Below are 21,599 nucleotides of genomic sequence, written 5' to 3' on the forward strand. Positions count from 1 at the left end.
AATCCTGCTAATCGGAACGCCAGGTGGCGGAATCAGACTGACACGACAACTCAACGCAACTACGAGGAAGGCCGGGGCAAGAACAAGCTCCCCGACCTGCAATAAACGCTGGATTATATAACGGCAATCGGGGACGAAATCCGAATTGGGGTAAGCCCCCAACGGCGGTTTCAAAAATGGGTACAATAGCGCCGCGCTGCGCCCGTAGTTCAATGGATAGAATGAGAGTTTCCGAAGCTCTTGATACAGGTTCGATTCCTGTCGGGCGCGCCACCCGCACATCAAAGGCCTGGCGCGCTGCCAGGCGCCTCTTCCCGCTCCCTGCTTGCAAAACGCTCGCCCGCGGCGCGAGCCCGATCCCTTGGCCAAGCGCCATGCCCGGGATCACGCGGTCCATCAGCGGATACACAAGGTTGTGCAGTCGCCGTATTGACATCGGCGATGACAAGCGCTGCGCCATTTTTGTGCGGCAGCACGCGCGCGTTGGTGGATCTTCGACACCGCCCGCAAAGGCAACAGGGCCGGCTCAGTACCGGTGGCGTATGCCCACGGCATATTGCGATTGATGCCAGGCCGGGTCGTCCCAGGCGCCTCGCATATAACCGTAGACGGCGTACAGGTTGGTGCGCTTGGACAGGTCGTACACATAGCCGAGCGAATAGACCTGCTGGGCGTGCGTGGCGCCCGCGCGTTTGAGGGCGCCGCCGCCGGGCAGGCTGCCCTGCCATGAGAGCATCGCCGTCGCGGCGCCCGCGCGCCAGGCGGCTCCCGCCATCACGCCATGTACGGTGCTATCGGGGAAATAGGCCCGCTGGCCCGGCGACGGCGCGGCCGGAAGCGTCGAGCCATTGCGCATCAGCGACCAGCCCGCATATCCCGTGAATGCGCCGAACGTGGCGCGGGCGGCCAGCGTGTAGGCGTAGGGCTGGCGTCGGGCGCCGGCGCGGGCCATCGCGGCGGACTGCCGGGTGCCGTCCGCCCAGCGCGCGCCCTCATAGGTCGCGGCGATGGAATAGCCGGGCTGTTCGAACACCAGCGCGGCGCTGTACAGCTTGTTGGTCGACGCGGTGCGGAATCCGCCGCCGCCGTCATAGTCCAGGCTGGCGTCCACGCCCGCGCGCAAGCCGCTGGCCGATGGGCTCCAGTAGGCGACCATGTTGTCCGCGCGGTTGGCGTTGTAGGGCAGCAGCGCGGTCTGCGCGCCGGTGATCAGGTACGACGCCAAGAAGGCATCGTAGTTGGCCAGCGTGGCGGAGGACACCGAAGTCTGCCGGCCCAGGCGCAGCTCTCCGAAGCCGCCTGACAGGCCCGCCCATGCCGCGCGGCCGAACAGGCGTCCGCCTTGCGCGGACCTGCCGTTGTTGGCGAGGAGGCCGCTTTCAAGCTGGAAATTCGCCCGCAGGCCATGGCCGAGGTGCTCACTGCCGCGCAGCCCCCAGCGCGATCCGGACTGCGTGCCCGACAGCATGCGGATCGCCGTGCCGCGCTCCTGGGTGGAAAACCCCGCCAGCCCGAGGTCCACGACGCCGTACAGCGTCACGGCGTCCTGGCGGGCCTCGGCCGCCCACGGCGCGATCAGCGCCGCGGCGCAGGCGCAAAACTTGCGTATCGCCATCGCCGGCCTCACAGGTATTTGAGCCAGGGGATGTCGCGCCGCGCGGCTTTCAGGCGGCCAAACCCGCGCACGGGCCAGTACAGCGCCACGGCCAGCACAATGGCGATCAACCAGACGGCGCCCATGCTGTCCACGCCGAAATACTTGCCCTGATTCAAGCCCCAGATACTTTCGCCCGCCAGGTAGAGCGCCTTCAGGACGTACAGATGCAGCAGATAGAAGAACATGGGCGCGGCGCCGAAGACGGACAGCAAGCGCGTCCATGCCGCCGATGGCGCGCGTTCGATCAGCGCCAGCAGGCACAAGCTCAGGCCCAGTGTCAGCAAGAGGAACATCAGCGACGGCGGGTATTTGGTGACGTTCAGAAAGCTCATCGCGGTGCGCAGGGCCTCATCCTGCGCGGCCCATGGCTGGGCCTGCCCATAGCCATTGATCGCGCGCAGGACGGCAAAGCCCGCCAGGGCGGCCAAGCCTGTTGTCCACAAGCGGCGCTGGCGCGTCGGCGCGGGGACTTGCCGCGCGAACCAGGGGCCGGCCGCATAGCCCAAGGCGATCACGCCTATCCATGGCAGCAAGGGATAGGACGTGCGCATGCGCAGCGTGTCGCCCAGTTCGATCCAGCCGCGATCGTGCAGCACGGCCCATGGCAGGTGCATCGCATGGCCTGCCGCGAAGTGCACCGCGTCCAGCGCGTTGTGGCCCGCCACCAGGACCAGGCCCACCGCCGCCAGCGCCGCGCGCGGCAGCCACAGCAAGGCCGCCAGCGCCAGCATGGACAGGCCGATCACCCAGATCACCTGCAGGTAGATGACGCTGGGCGGAAACTGAAAGGTCCACGCGAAGTTCACGACGAGGAGTTCCAGCGCGATGAGGAAGACGCCGCGCTTGGCCAGGAAGGCCGCCGTGGCGCCCCGGTTGCCCGCGCCGTATAGCCAGGCCGACAAGCCGGCCAGGAACACGAAGGCCGGCGCGCACAGATGCGTCAACAGCCGGGAGAAGAACAACGCCGGGGAGGTCGCGGAGACGTCCATGGGGTCGCCGACCTGCTGGTGCAGGAAGAAGGTTTCGCGCACATGGTCCAGCAACATGATCACAATGACGAGGCCACGCAAGGCGTCGATGGCGAGCAGACGCCGGCCGCTATCTGAAGAGGCAGGGGAGATCGAGGATGTCATGGGAAAAGCAGGGAATCGTGACCGCTACGCCGGCCCGCGGCGCGAGCCGGCGGCATTCCAATATTGGAATGTAATAACATTACATATCTAGGTGGCCAGGCAGGATATGCCTTGTCGAATCGGCCTCAGTTACCGGAACGGGACGGGTCTGCCGCGCGCGTCTAGCGCTGTTCGGTGTACTTCAGCTCGCTCAGGTCATAGCCTTGGGCCTTGGCGGCGGCCAGGGCCTGCTCCAGCGCCTTGGGGTCGAGCTTGGGCGCGCGGGCCAGAATCCACAGCGTTTTGCGGTCGGGCGCGCCCACGACGGCCCAGCGATACTCCGGGTCCAGTCCGATGATCCAGTAATCGCCTTTGAAGGGCTTGAAGAAAGAGACTTCCAGTTTGGCGTTGCCGCTGCCTTCGATTACCGTGGCCGTGCCCGTGGCCGCGTCGATGTCGCCGTTCTTGTCGCGGCAGCGGTTGGTCACGCCCACGGTGCCGTCCGCGTTGCGGGTGTATTCGGCCGTGGTGTCGCCCACGCAATTGCGCTGGAAGACCATCGGCAGGCGCGCGATCTCATACCAGCGGCCGGCGTAGCGGTCCAGGTCGACGTGCGCGACGGTGCGCACGGCGGGCTGCTGGGCCTGGGCGGCGCCCAGGCCCGTGGCCAGGGCGGCCAGGGTGAGGAGGATCAGGCGGCGCATGCAAAGTCTCCTGCGATGGCGGCCGCCTGGGGCGCATCAAGTGGCGTCGCGGGCAGGCAGCGGATTTTTCAGCGCGGCGTGATAGCGCGCCACATAGGTGTCAAAGTCTATCGTATCGGATTGCTCGATCTGCCGCTGCCGGGCCAGGGAGGCTTGGGCCGCTTCGGCATAGGCGCGCGCCTGATCGGCCGGCAGGGCGGTTTCGCGCAGGGTCTGGGCGTGGCGCTGGCTCTGGGCCAGCGTGTAGTCCTGGAATGACAGCCCGCTTTCATGCAGCTCGGCCAACAGGCGCGCCGAGGGCGTGAGATCGGCATCGCGCAGCTTGGCGCGCTGGCGCTCGACGGCCTCGGCATAGGCCTGGCCGCCCAGGGCCTGGTCATAGAGCGCCGCGTATTGCGCGACCTGGTCCAGCAGCTCTTCGCCCCATTGCGCCAGGCCGATGGCCTGGCCGTCGCGGTCCAGGACCAGCCCCGGCTTGCGGCCTTCCTTGACCACGGTGGCGAAGTTGTCGGCGCTGCGCTGGCAATAGCCGTCCTGGGCAAAGAAAGGGCTGTCCGAGAGGGCGCAGAACAACAGGAAGGCATCGACAAAGCGCGCCGTGTCGGCCGACAGGCCGGTGGGCTCCTGCGGGTCGATATCCAGGCAGCGGACCTCGACGTACTGCACGCCGCGTTCGGCCAGCGCCGTGATGGGGCGCTCGCCCCGGCCCGTGCTGCGCTTGGGGCGGATGCTGGAGTAGTACTCGTTTTCGATCTGCAGCACGTTGGTGTTGAGCTGTATCCACTCGCCGTTGCGATGCGTGCCCAGGGCCTGGTAGGCGGGCCAGGGCTGGGTGACGGCTTCGTATAGCCGGCCCAGGAAGGTGCTCAGATCGTTGTAGCAGAGCTTGAGCTGGGATTGCGCCTTGTTCTGGTAGCCGAGGTCGCTCATGCGCAGGCTGGTCGCGTGCGGCAGATAAAGGGTTTCGGCGTTCAGGGAGAGCAGCGGGTGCTCGCGTCCGCCCATGAAGGCGCGCGACAGCGCGGGCGCGGCGCCGAACAGATACATCAGCAGCCAGGAGTAGCGCGTGAAGTTGCGGATCAGCCCGATATAGCCGCGCGAACGGCTTTCCTGCGGCGAGGCCGCGCCCGGCTCGATCAGCGGCCACAATGCATCGGGCAGCGAGAAGTTGTAGTGCACGCCCGCGATGCATTGCATGGTCTTGCCGTAGCGTTCGGCCAGGCCGCGGCGATAGACATGCTTGAGCATGGCGGTGTTGGACTTGCCGTACCAGGCGATGGGAATCTCGGCCTCGGGCGGCAGGCGCGCCGGCATGGACTGGTTCCAGATGAACTCGCCGTCCAGCACGCTATAGACGAAGCGGTGCGTGTCGCGCAGCTCGGCCAGCAGCGACTCCACGCTGGTGTGCGTGCCGGTGATCAGTTCGAGCAGGGCCTCGGAATAGTCGGTGGTGACCTGTTCGTTGGTGAGCGCCGAGCCCAGGCCGCTGGGGTGGGGCGTTAGCGCCAGTGCGCCCTGGGCGTCCACACGCAAGCCTTCTTTTTCGACGCCGCGCAGGGTTTGCGCCAACAGATCGAGATGGGCCTGGACCAGGGCAAGGCGCGGGTTGGTATGTGCTGTCACGGCGATGAATTTGGGGTTATCGAGCGGAGATTTTACGTTCAGACCGCCCGGGGCGCCGAATTTGGCCCCGTGCGCGCTAGGGAAATCGGATGGCCGTCGAGCCAATCACCGAGATCAGCATAGACCGGATCGGCATACTCGGCGCATTCGTTGAACACTTCATGCCAGGCCCGGGGGTAGCAGCGCAGCGTCAACAGCCCGGCCGGCGCGCGCTGGGCGAACACCCGGCTGCCCGCCGGAGCCACCACGCGGTCATCGCCGGCCACCAGCAGCAGCGTGGGCCGGGCCAGGCGCGGCGCGGCGGCCATGACCTGGGCGATCGAGGCGTCGATGAAGCTGGCCAGCCGTCCCGTGATGCAGCGGCGCGCCAGCGGATCATGGCGGAAGGCGCGCACCACGGCCTTGTCATGGGAGATCCGGGCGGGCGCCAGCGGATAGGGCAGGGCGGCGTCGGGCCAGCGCTGGGCCAGTTGCCGCAGCGGCGGCAGGATCCAGCCGGGCATGCGCAGCATCAGGGGCGGGCTGGACAGCACCAGGCCGGCCAGGGGCGCGGCCTCGTCCAGGGCCAGCCGCAGCGCCACCAGCGCGCCCAGGCTGTGGCCGATGAGCAGCGGGGCGTGGCCGGTTTCCGCGGCATAGGCGCGGATCTGGCCGGCCGCGTCGCGGACCAGGTCGTCGCGCTGGCGCAAGGCGGCGGGCGGGCCGCCCGAGCGGCCATGGCCCCGGTGGTCGTGGGCGGCGACCTGCCAGCCGCGGGCGGCCAGCCATCGGGCCAGGCGGTCATGGCGCCCGGCATGTTCGCCCAGCCCATGCAGGATATAGGCGGCCGCTGCGGGCCGGGGGCGGGACGCGGGCCAGCGGTAGCGCGCCAGGGGCGTGCCGTCGTCGGCCAAGGCAGGGTCGAGCAAAATCGGCGACAATTCCGAACTTCCTTGCAGGAGCGGTCTGCCGGCGGGCAGCCGCGTTTCGCCATTTCAGCGCGCTTTCATTGCATGCTCAAGAAACTTCTCCTGATGGGCGTGATCGGCCTTCTGGCCGCGTGCTCCCCCCGCTACGACTGGCGCGAGCTGGACGTGGCCGATGGGCAGCTGCGGGCGGCCTTTCCGGCCCGGGCGCAGACCGACAGCCGCGATCTCGCCCTGGCCGGACGCGAGCTGCATTTTTCGCTGACCTCGGCCCAGGTCGAGGGCGCGGTGTTTGCCGTGGGCTATGCGCCCCTGCCGGAAGACCTGCGGGGCAAGCCCGCCGCGCGCGAGCTGGGCGAAGCGCTGCGGCGCTCGCTGTACGCCAATTTCGGCGCCGAGCCGCCGGCCGGGATGCCGGAGGACGGCGCGGAGATCGAAGTGCATGCGCCGCCCGGCCAGCGCGACGCCTGGCTGCTGGCGCGGATATGGGTGACATCCTCCATGCTGGTCGAAGTCGTCGCCACCGGCAGCCGCCGCTCTCTGTCGCCGGAGCATGCGCGCGAGTTCGTGCGTTCCGCGCGCCTGCGGCCCTGAGACCGGCGCGGAATCCTCCGCCTCCGGATTGCCTGAGAGAATCGCTTTCCCCATGTTTGCCGTCGCGCAGTTCTATTTTTCCGCCGTCGTGATGCTGATGCCGCTGCTGGCATGCGTGGGCATCGGCGTATTCTGGGGCAAGCGCGACTATCCCTTCGGCGGCGCCTTCGTCACCATGCTGGTCACGTCGGTCACCACGCCGGCCCTGGTGTTCCATACCTTCGTGACCACGCAGCTCGATGACCGCGCGCTGGGCGATATCGCCCTGGCCTCGCTGCTGGCCCTGCTGGTCTGTGCGTTGGCCTGCGCCGCGCTGCTCAGGTTGACCGGCCTGCCGGTGCGCAAGCTGCTGCCCACCGCCTTCATGCCCAATGCGGGCAACCTGGGCCTGCCGGTTTCGCAGTTGGCTTTCGGCGACGTGGGCCTGTCGGCCGCGGTGGCTTTCTTCGCGATCAACTCCTTCGTGATGCACACCATAGGCGTGCGCATCCTGCCCGGGGCGGCCACGCGCGGCGGCTGGCGCAGCCCGGTGTTGCTGGCCTCGCTGATCGCCGTGGCCTGGCGCTACAGCGGCGTGCCCGTGCCCGCCTGGATCATCGAGACGGCGCGCATGCTGGGGGCGGTGACCGTGCCGCTCATGCTGCTCAGCCTGGGCCATGCGCTGGCGCTGATCCCGTCGGGCGGCTTGCGCGTGGGCGCGGGCCTGGGCGTGATGCGCCTGGTGGTGGGGCTGCTGTCCGGCCTGGCCGTGGTCTGGGCCCTGGGGCTGGGCAGCCCGCTGGCCGGCTCCCTGGTGCTGCAAATGGCCATGCCCTGCGCCGTGGTCAGCTACATGTATGCGCGGCGCTACACCGATATGGGCGACACCGCGGCCGGCGCGGTGCTGGTGTCCACGGTGCTCTTCCTGCTGGTCGCGCCCGCCTTGCTCTGGTTCACGCGCCACTGAGCGGCGCGCCGGGCGGCTCGTCCGCTCCGCACATGCCGCGCAGTTCGGCCAGCAGCGCATCGGGGATGTCCACGCCGTGCTGTATCGCCTCCGCGCGCAGCGCGCGGCGGCGCTGGCCGGGCAGGCGCACGCCGTCATCGGCCAGCATGGCTTCGATAAGGGTTTCGACGCGCTCCAGATAGCTGTCGCGGCCGGCCAGCGCCCGCGGGTCGATGAGCAGGAAAGCCTGGCCCAGCCGGGCGGGGCCGCCCGCGTTGCCAAAAAAGGACTCGGTCTCGAAGCCGAACTGCGAGCCGGTCAGCGCCACGACCAGCAATTCGACCATCATGGCCAGCATGGCGCCCTTGACGCCGCCGGCCGGCAGCATGCTGCCGGCCAGCCCCGCCTTGGGGTCGGTGGTGGGCTGGCCGTTGGCGTCCAGCGCCCAGCCCTCGGGAATGGATTTGCCGTCGCGCGCGGCGATCATGAGCTTGCCGCGCGCCACTTCGGCCAGCGACAGGTCCATGAGCAGGGGGGCGCCGCGCCGGCGCGGAAAGACCGCCGCGATGGGATTGGTGCCGAATAGCGGCCGCTTGCCGCCCCAGGCGGGCATGGCCGCCGGGGAATTGCTCAGGGCCAGGCCGACCAGCTCGGCCTCGGCCACGGCTTCCAGGTGGTAGGCGGCCGCGCCGAAGTGGTGGCTGTTGCCCACCCCGACAAAGGACACGCCATATTCGCCCGACCGCCTGATGCCTTCGGCCACGGCCATGGCGCAGGCCGGATAGGCCAGGCCGGATCCGGCGTCGATCAGCGCGGTGGCGCCTTTTTCGTGCGCCAGCCGGGGGACGGCGCTGCCGACGGCGCGCCCGGCGCGCAGATGGCCGGCGTAGGCCGGCACCCGTGAGACGCCGTGCGAGGCCAGCCCCTGGCTGTCGGCGTAGACCAGGGCGCGCGCCGTGGCCTGGGCCATGGCTGGCGTGGCGCCGGCGGCCACCAGCGAGGCCGCCGCCAGCAGCTGCAATTCATCGAGATAGACATGGGCCATGATGCGGGTTCCAAGAAAAACGGGGGCGGCGCGCCGCGACACCCGGTATCGTGCCACGGCCCGGCGCCGCCTGGCGGCAAATTTGGCAGCCGGCCGGGCGGTGCTAGAATGTGCGGCACATTGTCGGCGCCGATTTGCCTGATCCGCTTGCGGGCGCCTCTTATAAATCCAGCTAAAGAGGTCTGTCTGCATGACCAGCCCTGCTATTCCCGCGGCCACTGCCGCGTCGTCCGAAGCCCCGAATTCCGTCGGGGTCGTCTCTCCTGTCTTCCTGCGCTTCGATGAGCCCCTGCCCCTGGCAAGCGGCCAGTCGCTGCAAGCCTACGAACTGGCGGTGGAAACCTACGGCACCCTGAATGCCGAGCGCAGCAATGCGGTTCTCATTTGTCACGCCCTGAACGCCTCGCACCATGTCGCCGGGGTGGCGTCCGATAACCCCAAGGATATCGGCTGGTGGGACAACATGGTGGGTCCGGGCAAGCCCGTAGACACCGATATTTTCTTCGTCATCGGCATCAACAACCTGGGCTCCTGCTTCGGCTCGACCGGCCCGGCCAGCATCAATCCGGCCACGGGCCAGCCCTGGGGGGCGGCCTTTCCGGTGCTGACCGTCGAAGACTGGGTGCGCGCCCAGGCGCGGGTGGCCGATCATTTCGGCATCGAGCGCTTTGCCGCCGTGATGGGCGGTTCGCTGGGCGGCATGCAGGCCCTGAGCTGGTCGCTGACCTTGCCCGAGCGCGTGGCGCATTGCGTGGTCATCGCCAGCACGCCGCGCCTGTCGGCCCAGAACATCGGCTTTAACGAGGTGGCGCGCCGCGCCATCATCACCGATCCGGATTTTCACGGCGGCAACTACTACGCCCACAACACCGTTCCGCGCCGGGGCCTGGCCGTCGCGCGCATGATCGGGCACATCACCTATCTGTCCGATGACGACATGGCCGAGAAATTCGGCCGCACCCAGCGCGAGCCCGCCGAAAACGGCGCCTACCGCTATGGCTATGACGTCGAGTTCGAGGTGGAGTCCTATTTGCGCTACCAGGGCGAGAAGTTCTCGCGCTACTTCGACGCCAACACTTATTTGCTGATCACCCGCGCGCTCGATTATTTCGATCCCGCGCGCGACACCGGAGGCGATCTGGCGCGCGCCCTGTCGCCGGCCACGGCCGACTTCCTGCTGGTGTCCTTCACCACCGATTGGCGTTTCCCGCCCGAGCGGTCGCGTGAGCTGGTCCGAGGCCTGCTGAAAAACGGCAGCCCGGTGACCTATGCCGAAATCGATGCGCCGCACGGCCATGACGCCTTCCTGCTCGAAGACGCCCGCTACCACGCCGTGGTCAGGGGCTATTACGAGCGCATCGCCCGCAGCCTGGGGCTGACGTCCCAGCAACCCGCCGAGGAATGCCTGGCATGAGCCCCGCCACCCATACCGCCACGCCGGCCGTGCTGCGCCCCGACCTCGAACGCATCGCCAGCTGGATCGCGCCCGGCTCGCGCGTGCTGGACCTGGGTTGCGGCGACGGCGCCTTGCTGGCCTATCTGCGCGACCACCGCCAGGTGCGCGGCGCGGGCGTGGAGATCGACGACGAGCGGGTCATCGCCTGTGTGCGGCGCGGCGTCGAGGTCATCCAGCAAAACCTCGAAGACGGCCTGGCCTTGTTCGACGACAAGCAGTTCGATACCGTGGTGCTGTCGCAGACGCTGCAGTCCATGCATCACACCGAACACATCCTGCGCGAAATGGCGCGGGTGTCGCGCTTCGGCATTGTCTCCTTTCCGAACTTCGGATATTGGCCCCATGGCTGGTCCATCCTGCGCGGCCGCATGCCGGTCACCGGACAGATGCCCTACCAGTGGTACAACACGCCCAATATCCACCTCTGCACACTGAGGGATTTCGAGGATCTGGCGCGCGATGTCGGCGTGCGCATCCTGGAGCGGGCCACCTTCAATGATGAGCGCGAGATCAAGGTCTTGCCGGGCTGGCGCAGCACCTTGGCGGTATACCGATTCGAGGCATAGGCTCTAATATTCCACCTTGCCTTGAAACAGGTCCGCGCGCGGGCCGCTGCCTGGAGATTCATCATCGCCTCCGATAGCTACCGGATTTATTTCAGCCGTCGCGTGGCGCCCTTGCTGGTGCTGGGTTTTGCGAGTGGATTGCCCCTGGCGCTGACCAGCGGCACCCTGCAGGCCTGGGCCACGGTGGAAGGCGTTTCCCTGCAGGAGATCGGCTTCCTGACGCTGGTGGGCAGCGCCTACACGCTCAAGTTTCTCTGGGCGCCGCTCATCGACCGCTATGCGCCGCCCTTCCTGGGCCGCCGCCGCAGCTGGATGCTGGTGAGCCAGCTGCTGCTGGCCGTCTCCATCATGGCCATGGGTCTGCTTTCGCCGGGGCAATCGCTGTTGCCGCTGGCCTTGCTGGCGGTGCTGGTGGCTTTTCTGTCCGCTTCGCAGGACATCGCCTTCGACGCCTATTCCACCGACGTGCTGCACAAGAATGAGCGCGGCGCCGGCGCGGCCGTCAAAGTGCTGGGCTATCGCCTGGCCATGCTGGTCTCGGGCGGCCTGGCGCTGGTGCTGGCCGATCACTGGCTGGGCTGGGGTCCGACTTACGTCCTCATGGGCTTTCTCATGCTGGCCGGCGTGCTGGGCACGCTCTGGGCGCCCGAGCCCGAGCAGCCCAGCGCCGCGCCGCGCAGCCTGGGCCGCGCCGTGGTCGAGCCGTTCCGGGAATTCTTCAGCCGCCGCGGCGCCTTGACCTTGCTGGCCCTCATCGTGCTCTACAAGCTGGGCGATGCTTTCGCCGGCGCCTTGTCGACCACCTTCCTTATCCGCGGCGCGGGCTTCACGCCCACCGAGGTCGGCACCGTCAACAAGGTGCTCGGGCTGGCCGCGACCATTGTCGGCGCCCTGGCCGGCGGCGCCATCATGGGCCGCTGGGGCCTGTATCGCTCGCTGATGGCCTTTGGCCTGCTGCAGGCCGTCTCCAACCTGGGCTATTGGGTCATCGCCGTGGCGCCCAAGAGCCTGAGCCTCATGGCGGTCGCGGTGGGTATCGAGAATCTGTGCGGCGGCCTGGGCACGGCGGCCTTCGTGGCCCTGCTGATGGCCATGTGCAACCAGGCTTTCTCGGCCACGCAATTCGCCCTGCTGTCGGCCCTGTCGGCCGTGGGGCGCACCTATCTGGCCGGTCCGCTCACGCCGGTGCTGGTGGCCTATATGGGCTGGTCCGGGTTTTTCATGGTGACGGTCTTCATCGCTTTGCCGGGGCTGGTGCTGCTGTGGTTGCGCAAAGGCGACATCGAAGCCCTGGAACGCGAGGGTTCCAGGGCCTGAGGACTGCGCGCCGCGGGGCGTAATGATAAGGTTGCGCCTGCGCTATCCGCGCGGCCCGTCCGAGGGGGATGGGCGCAGACAATATAGGGCCTATCCCGCCCGACCACGAGGAGACCTCCATGAAGCGATACGCCATCGCGTTCGCTGGCCTGTGCATCGCGCCGGCCATCCATGCCGAAACCAGTGTCACGCTCTACGGCATCGCCGATGTCAGCGTGCGCTACCTGAGCACCAGCAACGGCGCGACCCATGCCAATTCCAGCCGCGTCTCCCTGGAGAACGGCGCCATCTCGAACAGCCGCTGGGGCCTGCGCGGCGTCGAGGACCTGGGCAATGGCATGAGCGCCTTCTTCCGCCTGGAAAGCGGCTTCAACCTGCAGAACGGCCAGCAGTCCGATAGCGGCAGGCTGTTCAATCGCCATGCCTATGTCGGGCTGGACGGCGGGCAGTGGGGCGCGATCTCGCTGGGCCGCCAGGATACGCCGCTGTTCACCATCCTGGCCGATTCCTACGATCCGCTGACCGTGGGCAACTACAACGAGAACTCCTGGCTGCCGGTGGCCATGTCGCGGGCGCGCAGCTCGGATTCGGTGCGCTACCGCAACACGAAGCTGGGCGGTTTCGATTTCATCGTTTCCTATGCCTTCGGCAGCGATTTCCAGGATCATCGCCTGGGCCGCCAGATCGGCACCACGCTGACCTACACCACCGGCCCCTTCTCGGTCGGCGGCGGCTACCAGAAGACCTATTCGGACGGCAATTCCGATTACCGCCAGCAAGTCTGGAACCTGAACGCGAGCTACAAGTTCGAGACGGTCAAGCTGTTCGCCGGTTATTTCAATGGCCGCGACGAAACGGGCTGGGTCAATGCGGTGGTGGGCAACGACGTGCCCGTGACCGGCCTGGACCGCAAGGACAACGGCTATTTCCTGGGCGCCACCTGGCAGGCCTCGGCCCGCTGGGCCCTGACCGGCGCGGCCTACTACGATGTCGCCAAGAACATCCAAGTCGATGGCGACAAGGGCAAGCGCATGGCCCTGGTGGGCGTGGCGGAATACGCGCTGTCCAAGCGCACCCAGCTGTATGGCACCGTGGACTACAACAAGGTCTACGATGCCTCGTCGGTGGACATCGCCGGCCGCAGCTCCCAGGTGGGCGCCGCCGTCGGCATCCGTCACATCTTCTGATGACGCGGCGGGCTTGCCGCCCGCCTTATTCCGCTGCCTTGGCCTGGCGCACGATGAGTACGTCGCAAGGCAGCGCCTCCAGCAGTTTCTCGGCCACGCTGCCGATGGCCGTGCGCAGGATGCCGGTCAGGCCATGGGTGCCCGTCACCACCAGGTCGCAGCGGCGGTTGAAGACAAACTCCGACAGCAGGTTCTCGGGTTGCCCGGGCTCGAGCACGATGTCCGGCGGCGTCCTGCCGGCCAGCTCGGGCGTCTGGGCCACGAAGGCCTGGGCTTTCTGCAGGGCATCGTTATAGAAGCTGCGCACCACGGCGTCCTGCGGCTGGCCGTCCTTCTGGGGCGGCACCGAATAGGCATGGAAGAGCGTGATGCGGGCGTCGCCGGCTACCTTCAGCGCGGCGGTCAGCGCCTGCCGCGAGCCTTCCGAGAAGTCGGTGGCGATCACCACATCCTGGTAGGGCTTGCGCGGACGCGCCTTGACCACCAGCACGGGCTCGGCCGCCTGGCGGGCCAGGCGCTCGACCGTGGTGCCCAGCAAAAGCCGTCCCAGCGTCGTCTCGCGCGCCACGCCGGTCACGATGAGCGAGCAGCCGAAATGCGCGACCGTGTCCAGGATGACCTCCAGGGGGTGGCCATTGGTGACGACGGCTTCGGTCGGCACGCCCGCCTCGGCCAGGTCGTCGGCCAGCCGGCGTTCGGCCAGGGCCTTGTGGTCCGGCGTCAGGCGCCGCCAGGCAGGCGTGGTCAGGGCGGTGGCGTTGGGCGGCTCCATCACATGCAGGGCGACCAGGCGGGAGTGCTGCTGGCGGGCCAGCATGAGGGCGCGGTCCAGCGCGCGGTCGCTGCGCGCGCTCAGGTCCGTGGCAAGCAGGATGGGGCCAGCGGGGTCGGTCATGCGTCTACTCCTGGAAACGGCCGATTGGGCGGCCGGGGAGCGCACATCTGCGCGAGGGATGCATTGATTGTCCCGCCTATCGTGCCCGAGGGCATTGACCGGCGTCAACGACGCCGTCCTACAATGTCCTGTTTGCATCGACCCCGTTTACGGCATGCCAACCGAAGCCTCCACCCTGCTCCTGCATTCGCTCTATCTCATCGCCATCGTGGCCGAAGCCATGACCGCCGCCCTGGCCGCCGGCCGGCGCGATATGGATTGGGTGGGGGTATGCGTCATCGCCTGCGTGACCGCCCTGGGCGGCGGCTCGATGCGCGATGTGCTGCTGGGCCATTATCCCCTGACCTGGGTGGCCCATCCGGAATACCTGGGCATGACCGCGGGCGCGGCCCTGCTCACGGCGCTATGCGCGCCCATGCTGCGCCATCTGCGCAAGGTCTTCCTGCTGCTGGATGCGCTGGGCCTGGTGGCCTTCACCATCATCGGCTGCAAAGTGGCCCAGCAAATGGACCTGTCCTTGTCGGTGGTCATCATCAGCGGCGTCATCACGGGTTGCGCCGGCGGCGTGCTGCGCGATGTGCTGTGCAACGACATCCCCCTGCTGTTTCGCAGCGAGCTTTACGCCAGCGTTTCGCTGGTGACGGGCGGGCTATATCTCGCGCTGGACCACTATAGCGGCGCCAGCGGCCTGGCCGTGCCCGCGGCGCTGGCCGCCGGCCTGGCCCTGCGCCTGCTGGCGCTGCGCTTTAACTGGCAAATGCCCAAGTTCGTCTATCGCGGCGACTGGCACTGAGCGCGGGGCCTTCGCCAGGGCCGCTCACCAAAGCAAAACGCTCCCGCGGGAGCGTTTTTGCCTGATGCCGGGGCCGCGATCAGTACAGGCCCTGCTGCAGCATCGCGTCGGCAACCTTGACGAAGCCGGCGATGTTGGCGCCGTCCAGGTAGTTGACGTAGCCCGACTCGCCGTGGCCGTGGCGTACGCAGTTTTCGTGGATGTCGCACATGATGGCCTGCAGGCGCTGGTCCACTTCTTCGCGGGTCCAGGACAGGCGCGCCGAGTTCTGGCTCATTTCCAGGCCCGAAACAGCCACGCCGCCGGCATTGCTGGCCTTGCCCGGCGCGTAGAGCACATGGGCGTCGATAAAGGCCTGGGCGGCCGCCAGGGTGGCGGGCATGTTGGCGCCTTCGGCCACGCACTTCACGCCATTGGCGATCAGGGCGCGGGCGTCGTTTTCGTCCAGTTCGTTCTGGGTGGCGCAGGGCAGGGCCACGTCCACCGGCACCTGCCAGGGACGCGCGCCCGGCAGGAAGCGCAGACCCTGCTGCTGGGCGTAGTCTTCGACGCGGCCGCGCTGCACGTTCTTGACGTGCATCAGGGCTTGCAGCTTTTCCGGGGTGAAGCCGGCTTCGTCCAGCACCGTGCCGCCCGAGTCGGAGACGGTCAGCACGCGCGCGCCCATGGCCATGGCTTTTTCGACGGCGTACTGGGCCACATTGCCCGAACCCGACACGGACACGCGCAGGCCCTCGAAGGACATGCTCACGCGGCGCAGCATCTGCTCGGCGAAATAGACCGTGCCGTAGCCGGTGGCCTCGGGGCGGATCAGGCTGCCGCCGAAGGTCAGGCCCTTGCCGGTGAACACGGCGGCGGCCGAGTTCGACAGCTTTTTCATCATGCCGGCCATATACCCGACCTCGCGGCCGCCCACGCCGATATCGCCGGCCGGCACGTCGGTGTCCGGACCCAGATGGCGGTAGAGCTCGATCATGAGCGCCTGGCAGAAACGCATCACCTCGCCTTCGGATTTGCCCTTGGGGTCGAAGTCCGAGCCGCCCTTGCCGCCGCCCATGGGCAGGGTGGTCAGGGCGTTCTTCAGTGTCTGCTCGAAGGCCAGGAACTTCAGGACCGACAGGTTCACGCTGGGGTGAAAGCGCATGCCGCCCTTATAGGGGCCGATGGCCGAGCTGTGCTGGATGCGGAAGGCGCGATTGACCTGGGCGCGGCCCTGGTCATCGGTCCAGCACACGCGGAACTGGATCACGCGCTCGGGTTCGACCAGGCGCTCCAGGAGGGCCTGTTGGCCGTAGTGCGGATGCTTCTCGATGAAAGGCCACAGGCTGCCCATGACTTCCTGGACGGCCTGCATGAATTCGGGTTGATGGGGATCGCGGCTCGCGACGCGGCCCAGGAAATCGTTCAATGACTGCATGGAAAAAGGGGCTCCGGTAATGCTGCATAGCGGTGCTTGATGGATCAATTCGGTGCATCGTTTGATCCGAAACGGTGCGTTTTCACCAGCAAGCACTAGTTTGGTGCGCGGATTGTAGGAAGGTTTTGCGCGCTGCGGCAGGGGGCGGGGAGGCCGTCAAGATGCCGCCAATGGCGTCTATTTAATGGGGACGCATATTGTGGTTTGCCGCTTGAAAGCGGCGATTTCAGCTGTAGGCATTTCGCGTGAGTGCCGTCTTATTTTCAATAGAATCAATCGCCTATTCTATATGTCCCTAATAATATGGGCACGTTTCATTCCTCATGGATCCGGTGGCCCGGAAAAACGCTCCCCGTTTTTAGCGGCCGCCCATGCCGGGTCAAAAATTTTTCCCCTTTTTATACGTCCCTTTTAATTTTGTGGCGCTGCGGCCTCGAAACCAGGCGATCTCGTTATAGTTGAGGCCCTTGGCTACTTTGCGCCGCCACCTGCTTCTGGAATCCCTATGCTGCGAGTCATTTCCGCCAACCTGAATGGCATCCGGTCCGCCAACACCAAAGGCTTTTTCGATTGGATGAGCCAGCAGGACGCCGATTTCATTTGCGTCCAGGAGCTCAAGGCCCAGGAGGCGGACATCGCACCGGCCATGAAGGCGCCCGGCGCCTGCCAGGGGTATTTCCATTACGCCGAGAAAAAAGGCTATAGCGGGGTCGGCATCTATACGCCGCACAAGCCGGAGTCGGTCGTGATCGGCCTGGGCGTGCCCGAAATCGATGCCGAAGGCCGCTATATTGAGCTGGTCTATCCCAAGCTGTCCGTGGTGTCGGTCTATCTGCCCTCGGGCTCCAGCGGCGACCACCGGCAGACGGCCAAGTATCACTTCATGGAGCACTTCTACCGCCACCTGGCCGCGCTGATCGCCTGCGGCCGCGAAGTGGTCATCTGCGGCGACTGGAATATCGCCCACAAGGAAGCCGACCTCAAGAACTGGAAGGGCAATCTCAAGAACAGCGGTTTCCTGCCCGAAGAGCGCGCCTGGCTCACCCGCGTATTCGACGAGCTGCAATGGGTGGATGTCTACCGCCGCCTGGCGCCGGACGCCACCGGCGAGGGCTATACCTGGTGGAGCAATCGCGGCCAGGCCTGGGCCAAGAACGTGGGCTGGCGTATCGATTACCACATCGCCAGCAAGGGCCTGGCCGATACGGCGCGCCGCGCGGCCATCTACAAGGAGGCTCGCTTCAGCGACCACGCGCCCCTGACCATCGACTACGAATACTCGCTGTAAATCGCGGATAATGGCGGGGTTTGCCAATCCTGATCCGGAATCCCCGCATGTCCTCCACCACCGCCACTGATTTCGTCCGCTTCGCTCTTGACGAGGGCGTGCTGCGTTTCGGCAGCTTCAAGGTCAAGTCCGGCAGAATCAGTCCCTATTTCTTTAACGCCGGCCTGTTCAACAGCGGGCGCTCCGTGGGCAAGCTGGCGCAGTTCTATGCCCAGGCCCTGCTGGACTCGGGCGTGGCCTTCGACATGCTCTTCGGCCCCGCCTACAAGGGCATCCCGCTGTCGACGGCCACCGCGGTGGCGCTGGCCGCGCATCCCCAGGCGGGCGGCCGCGATATTCCCTTTGCCTACAACCGCAAGGAAGCCAAGGATCACGGCGAGGGCGGCACCCTGGTCGGCGCGCCGCTGGCCGGCAAGGTCGTCATCATCGACGATGTCATCACAGCGGGCACTTCGGTGCGCGAGTCGGTCGAGATCATCCGCGCGGCCGGCGCCGAGCCGGCCGCCGTGTTGATCGCGATGGACCGCATGGAGCGCGCCGGCCCGGACGACGCCCTGTCGCCGCATTCCGCCGTGCAGGATGTCGCCCGGACCTATGGCATTCCCGTGGTCAGCATCGCCTCGCTGGCCGACATCCTCAAACTGCTCGAACACGACGCGCAATTCGCGGCGAACCGCGAGTCGGTGCTGGCCTACCGCCAGAAATACGGCGTCTGACCCGGCGCGGCATAAAAAAAGCGGCCCTCCATGGAGGGCCGCTTTGCCGTGCCGATCAGGCCGACAGCTTGGCCTTGAGCAGTTCGTTGACCTGCTGTGGATTGGCCTTGCCCCGGGCGGCCTTCATGATCTGCCCGACCAGGGAGTTGAAGGCTTTTTCCTTGCCCGCGCGGTACTCGGCCACGATGGCGGGATTGGCGGCCAGCACCTCGTCGATCATGGCGCCGATGGCGCCGGTGTCGCTGATCTGCTTCAGGCCGCGGGCGGCGATGATGGCGTCGGGATCCGCGCCGTTTTCGCCCGCCCACATGGCCGCGAAGACATCGCGGGCGATCTTGTTGGAGATCGTGCCGTCGATGATGCGGTTGATGAGGGCGGCGAGCTGGGCGGCCTGCACCGGCGTCTGGGCGATGTCTTTCTCTTCGCGGTTCAGCGTGGCGGCGAGCTCGCCCATGATCCAGTTGGCGGCCAGCTTGGCCTGGCCGGCCGGCAGGGCGCGGGCCACGTCCTCGAAGTAGGCGGCCAGGCCGCGGCTGACGGTGAGCTGGGCCGCGTCATAGGCCGGCAGGCCATAGTCGGCCGCGAAGCGGGCGCGCATGGCGCTGGGCAGCTCGGGCATCTTGGCGCGCACGGCGTCCACCCAGTCCTGGCCGATGACCAGCGTGGGCAGGTCGGGGTCCGGGAAATAGCGGTAATCGTGCGCGTCTTCCTTGCTGCGCATGCTGCGGGTTTCATCGCGGTCGGCGTCGTACAGGCGGGTTTCCTGCACGACGGTGCCGCCGTCCTCGATCAATTCGATCTGGCGGCGCGCCTCGTACTGGATGGCGCGCTCCAGGAAGCGGAAGGAGTTGACGTTCTTGATCTCGGCCCGGGTGCCGAACGCGGCCTGGCCGCGCGGGCGCACCGACACGTTGGCGTCGCAGCGGAAGGAGCCTTCCTGCATGTTGCCGTCGCAGATGCCCAGCCAGACCACCAGGCTGTGCAGGGCGCGGGCGTAGGCCACGGCCTCGGCGGCCGAGCGCATCTCGGGCTCGGTGACGATTTCCAGCAGGGGCGTGCCGGCGCGGTTCAGGTCGATGCCGCTGGCCGGCGCGCCATTGGCCAGGTTGAATTCGTCGTGCAGCGATTTGCCGGCGTCTTCTTCCAGGTGGGCACGGGTCAGGTTGATGGTTTTTTCTTCTTCGCCCACGAAGAAGGACAGCGTGCCGCCCTGCACCACGGGCAGCTCGTATTGGCTGATCTGGTAGCCCTTGGGCAGGTCGGGATAGAAATAGTTTTTGCGGGCGAAGACCGAGCGCGGCGCCACCTTGGCGCCGATGGCCAGGCCGAACAGGATGGCGCGTTCGGCCGCGCCGCGGTTCATGACCGGCAGGCTGCCCGGCAGCGCCAGGTCAACCACGTTCGCCTGGGTATTGGGCGCGGCGCCAAAGCGGGTGCTGCTGCCCGAGAAGATCTTGGATTCGGTGGAGAGCTGGACATGGGTTTCCAGCCCGATGACGATTTCCCATTCCATGGTCAGGCGTCCTGCGTTGCCGGCGTGCGTTGATGCCAGTCGGTCACTTGTTGGTAGCGGTCGGCGACGGCCAGCAAGCGGCCTTCGTCGAAGTAGTTGCCGATGATCTGCAGGCCCACCGGGCGGCCGGCGGCGCCGAAGCCGCAGGGCACTGACATGGCGGGCAGGCCCGCCAGGCTCACGCCCAGCGTATAGATGTCGGCCAGCCAGTCGGCGGTCGGGTCGTCGCGGTTTTCGCCGATGTTCTTGGCCACGCCCGGGGTCACGGGCCCCATGATGACATCGCACTGGCCGGCGAAGGCGCGCTGGAAGTCCTGGGCGATCAGGCGGCGCAGGCGCTGGGCCTGCAGGTAATAAGCATCGTAATAGCCATGCGACAGCACATAGGTGCCGATCAGGATGCGGCGCTTGACCTCGTCGCCGAAGCCTTCGGCGCGCGAGCGGCTGATCATCTCGTTGAGGTCGCTGTACTGCGCGGCGCGGTGGCCGTAGCGCACGCCGTCGAAGCGGGCCAGGTTGCTGGAGGCCTCGGCCGGGGCGATGACGTAATAGGCAGGGATGGACAGCTCGGTGCGCGGCAGCGAAATCGCCACGCGCTCGGCGCCCAGCGCCTCGAACTGCTTGAGCGCGGCCTCGACGGCGGCGGCCACGTCCGGGGCCAGGCCGGGGCCGAAGAACTCGGCCGGCACGCCGATGCGCAGGCCCTTCAGGGGCTGGCTGCCGCCGGCCTGGTAGCCCTGCTGGGCCGCGTCGAAGGCCGCGCGGATGCGGCCCGGCGCGTTCTGGACGCCGTCGCAGGACTCCAGGCTGGTCGCGTCGCGCGGGTCGAAGCCGCTCATGACATCGAGCAGTTCGAGCAGGTCGCGGCTGCTGGGGGCCAGCGGGCCGGCCTGGTCCAGGCTGGAGCCGAAGGCGATGATGCCGTAGCGCGACACCGTGCCGTAGGTGGGTTTGATGCCGCTCACGCCGCACAGGGCGGCGGGCTGGCGCACCGAGCCGCCGGTATCGGTGCCAGTGGCCGCGGCCACCAGGCGGGCCGCCACGGCCACGGCCGAGCCGCCCGAGGAGCCGCCGGGCACGGCGGCCGGGTCCCAGGGGTTGCGGGCCGGGCCGTAGGCGGAGTTTTCATTGCCCGAACCCATGGCGAACTCGTCGCAGTTCAGCTTGCCCAGCGAGACGGCGCCGGCGGCCTGCAGGCGCTCGACCACGGTGGCGTCGAAGGGGCTGACATAGCCGTCGAGCATCTTGCTGCCGGCCGTGCTGCGCCAGCCGCGCGTCACGAAGGCGTCCTTGTGGGCGATGGGGATGCCGGCCAGGGGGCCGGCGGTGCCGGCGGCCAGGGCGGCATCGGCCGCCCGCGCCTGGGCCAGCGTCAGTTCGGGGTCGATATGCAGGAAGGCGTTCAGGCCGGCGGCCGCGGCGGCCGCGGCCAGGCCGCTTTCGGCCAGCTCGACCGCGCTCACGCGGCGTTCGGCCAGGGCGGCGCGCAGGCCGGCGATATCGCCGAATTCAGTGTGGGATAGGCTCATGGCTTACTCGATGACCTTGGGGACCAGGAACAGGCCGGCGCTTTGCTCGGGGGCGTTGGCCAGCAGCTCGCCGCGGCGTTCTTCCGAGGCGGTTTCGGTCACCGCGTCCTGGCGCAGGCGCAGGACGACGTCCTCGTGCGCCGACAGCGGATGGGCCAGCGGTTCCACGCCCTGGGTGTCGACCGATTGCAGGCGCTCGATCAGGTGCAGGATGCCGTTGAGTTCATCCTGCGCCCGGGCGCGCTGCTCGGGAGTCAGTTCGATTCGGGCCAGGCGGGCAATCCGGGCCACGTCTTGTTCGTTCAGCGCCATGGGGGAAAGGTCTAAAAACGGGGGGCGTAGCGGGTGAAGGAAACC

Annotated in this window: 20 protein-coding genes, 1 tRNA gene and 1 riboswitch; of the genes, 10 read left to right on the top strand and 11 right to left on the bottom strand. The window is 67.5% G+C overall.

Annotated features, from left to right (window positions below):
- Positions 1–198 precede the first annotated feature (198 nt).
- Positions 199–273 (top strand) — tRNA-Arg (locus tag L540_RS06040).
- 253 nt (positions 274–526) lie between these two features.
- Here the strand turns inward: L540_RS06040 and L540_RS21205 are convergent.
- The 5 genes from L540_RS21205 to L540_RS06065 all read right to left on the bottom strand — a co-directional run bounded on the left by L540_RS21205 (position 527) and on the right by L540_RS06065 (position 6,016).
- On the bottom strand, positions 527–1,615 hold the full coding sequence (locus tag L540_RS21205) for a porin (protein ID WP_053073169.1): 1,089 nt from the start codon (positions 1,613–1,615) through the stop codon (positions 527–529).
- 8 nt (positions 1,616–1,623) lie between these two features.
- The gene (locus tag L540_RS06050; RefSeq protein WP_048026082.1) at positions 1,624–2,790 is read right to left on the bottom strand and encodes a DUF1624 domain-containing protein; all 1,167 of its coding nucleotides are present in this window, start codon (positions 2,788–2,790) and stop codon (positions 1,624–1,626) included.
- Positions 2,791–2,951: 161 nt separating this feature from the next.
- The gene (locus L540_RS06055) at positions 2,952–3,473 is read right to left on the bottom strand and encodes a lipocalin family protein (RefSeq protein WP_043210201.1); all 522 of its coding nucleotides are present in this window, start codon (positions 3,471–3,473) and stop codon (positions 2,952–2,954) included.
- Between the two features lie 36 nt (positions 3,474–3,509).
- Positions 3,510–5,096 carry a glutamate--cysteine ligase gene (gshA, locus tag L540_RS06060; RefSeq protein WP_082149560.1) on the bottom strand — a complete coding sequence of 529 codons (1,587 nt, stop codon included), beginning with the start codon at positions 5,094–5,096 and terminating at the stop codon, positions 3,510–3,512.
- Positions 5,097–5,134: 38 nt separating this feature from the next.
- The gene (locus L540_RS06065) at positions 5,135–6,016 is read right to left on the bottom strand and encodes an alpha/beta hydrolase (RefSeq protein ID WP_372433001.1); all 882 of its coding nucleotides are present in this window, start codon (positions 6,014–6,016) and stop codon (positions 5,135–5,137) included.
- 72 nt (positions 6,017–6,088) lie between these two features.
- Between L540_RS06065 and L540_RS06070 the strand changes: the two genes are divergently transcribed.
- Positions 6,089–6,595, top strand: a complete 507-nt coding sequence (locus L540_RS06070; RefSeq protein ID WP_109842474.1) for a hypothetical protein — start codon at positions 6,089–6,091, stop codon at positions 6,593–6,595.
- Between the two features lie 52 nt (positions 6,596–6,647).
- Positions 6,648–7,541 carry an AEC family transporter gene (locus L540_RS06075; RefSeq protein WP_043210198.1) on the top strand — a complete coding sequence of 298 codons (894 nt, stop codon included), beginning with the start codon at positions 6,648–6,650 and terminating at the stop codon, positions 7,539–7,541.
- Here the strand turns inward: L540_RS06075 and L540_RS06080 are convergent.
- A complete protein-coding gene (locus L540_RS06080) occupies positions 7,528–8,565 on the bottom strand; it encodes an Ldh family oxidoreductase (protein WP_048026085.1) in 1,038 nt (345 codons plus the stop codon). The genes L540_RS06075 and L540_RS06080 overlap by 14 nt on opposite strands.
- Before the next feature lie 116 nt (positions 8,566–8,681).
- Positions 8,682–8,762, top strand: a riboswitch (SAM riboswitch).
- On the opposite strand from L540_RS06080, the gene metX reads away from it, so the two are divergent.
- The 4 genes from metX to L540_RS06100 all read left to right on the top strand — a co-directional run bounded on the left by metX (position 8,756) and on the right by L540_RS06100 (position 13,091).
- Positions 8,756–9,979 carry a homoserine O-succinyltransferase MetX gene (gene metX, locus L540_RS06085; RefSeq protein ID WP_043210195.1) on the top strand — a complete coding sequence of 408 codons (1,224 nt, stop codon included), beginning with the start codon at positions 8,756–8,758 and terminating at the stop codon, positions 9,977–9,979. Its footprint overlaps the riboswitch before it by 7 nt.
- Entirely contained in the window at positions 9,976–10,587 is a 612-nt protein-coding gene (gene metW, locus L540_RS06090; RefSeq protein WP_043210193.1) for a methionine biosynthesis protein MetW, read from the top strand. The genes metX and metW overlap by 4 nt, the downstream gene beginning before the upstream one ends.
- A 60-nt stretch (positions 10,588–10,647) precedes the next feature.
- The gene (locus L540_RS06095) at positions 10,648–11,904 is read left to right on the top strand and encodes a muropeptide transporter (protein WP_082149566.1); all 1,257 of its coding nucleotides are present in this window, start codon (positions 10,648–10,650) and stop codon (positions 11,902–11,904) included.
- Between the two features lie 119 nt (positions 11,905–12,023).
- The gene (locus L540_RS06100; RefSeq protein ID WP_043210191.1) at positions 12,024–13,091 is read left to right on the top strand and encodes a porin; all 1,068 of its coding nucleotides are present in this window, start codon (positions 12,024–12,026) and stop codon (positions 13,089–13,091) included.
- Between the two features lie 25 nt (positions 13,092–13,116).
- Here the strand turns inward: L540_RS06100 and L540_RS06105 are convergent, their stop codons facing one another.
- On the bottom strand, positions 13,117–13,986 hold the full coding sequence (locus L540_RS06105) for a universal stress protein (protein ID WP_043210188.1): 870 nt from the start codon (positions 13,984–13,986) through the stop codon (positions 13,117–13,119).
- Positions 13,987–14,140: 154 nt separating this feature from the next.
- Between L540_RS06105 and L540_RS06110 the strand changes: the two genes are divergently transcribed.
- Complete coding sequence (locus tag L540_RS06110) at positions 14,141–14,779, top strand: trimeric intracellular cation channel family protein (protein WP_043210186.1); 639 nt, start codon at positions 14,141–14,143, stop codon at positions 14,777–14,779.
- 79 nt (positions 14,780–14,858) lie between these two features.
- Here L540_RS06110 and gdhA read toward each other — a convergent pair whose 3' ends face one another.
- Complete coding sequence (gene gdhA / locus L540_RS06115) at positions 14,859–16,196, bottom strand: NADP-specific glutamate dehydrogenase (RefSeq protein WP_043210183.1); 1,338 nt, start codon at positions 16,194–16,196, stop codon at positions 14,859–14,861.
- 505 nt (positions 16,197–16,701) lie between these two features.
- Between gdhA and L540_RS06120 the strand changes: the two genes are divergently transcribed.
- Both L540_RS06120 and pyrE read left to right on the top strand, forming a co-directional pair.
- A complete protein-coding gene (locus tag L540_RS06120; protein ID WP_043210181.1) occupies positions 16,702–17,484 on the top strand; it encodes an exodeoxyribonuclease III in 783 nt (260 codons plus the stop codon).
- Positions 17,485–17,531: 47 nt separating this feature from the next.
- Positions 17,532–18,200 (top strand): orotate phosphoribosyltransferase, encoded by a 669-nt coding sequence (pyrE, locus tag L540_RS06125; RefSeq protein WP_043210179.1) that lies wholly within the window; start codon positions 17,532–17,534, stop codon positions 18,198–18,200.
- 55 nt (positions 18,201–18,255) lie between these two features.
- Here pyrE and gatB read toward each other — a convergent pair whose 3' ends face one another.
- From gatB to gatC, 3 genes are read right to left on the bottom strand one after another with little or no spacing between them, the layout of a single operon-like run.
- Positions 18,256–19,713, bottom strand: a complete 1,458-nt coding sequence (gene gatB / locus L540_RS06130; RefSeq protein WP_043210177.1) for an Asp-tRNA(Asn)/Glu-tRNA(Gln) amidotransferase subunit GatB — start codon at positions 19,711–19,713, stop codon at positions 18,256–18,258.
- A gap of 2 nt (positions 19,714–19,715) precedes the next feature.
- Complete coding sequence (gene gatA / locus L540_RS06135; RefSeq protein ID WP_043210175.1) at positions 19,716–21,242, bottom strand: Asp-tRNA(Asn)/Glu-tRNA(Gln) amidotransferase subunit GatA; 1,527 nt, start codon at positions 21,240–21,242, stop codon at positions 19,716–19,718.
- Positions 21,243–21,245: 3 nt separating this feature from the next.
- On the bottom strand, positions 21,246–21,554 hold the full coding sequence (gene gatC / locus L540_RS06140; protein ID WP_043210174.1) for an Asp-tRNA(Asn)/Glu-tRNA(Gln) amidotransferase subunit GatC: 309 nt from the start codon (positions 21,552–21,554) through the stop codon (positions 21,246–21,248).
- Positions 21,555–21,599 lie beyond the last annotated feature (45 nt).

The sequence above is a fragment of the Bordetella pseudohinzii genome (assembly GCF_000657795.2).
Classification (GTDB): Bacteria; Pseudomonadota; Gammaproteobacteria; order Burkholderiales; family Burkholderiaceae_B; genus Bordetella; species Bordetella pseudohinzii.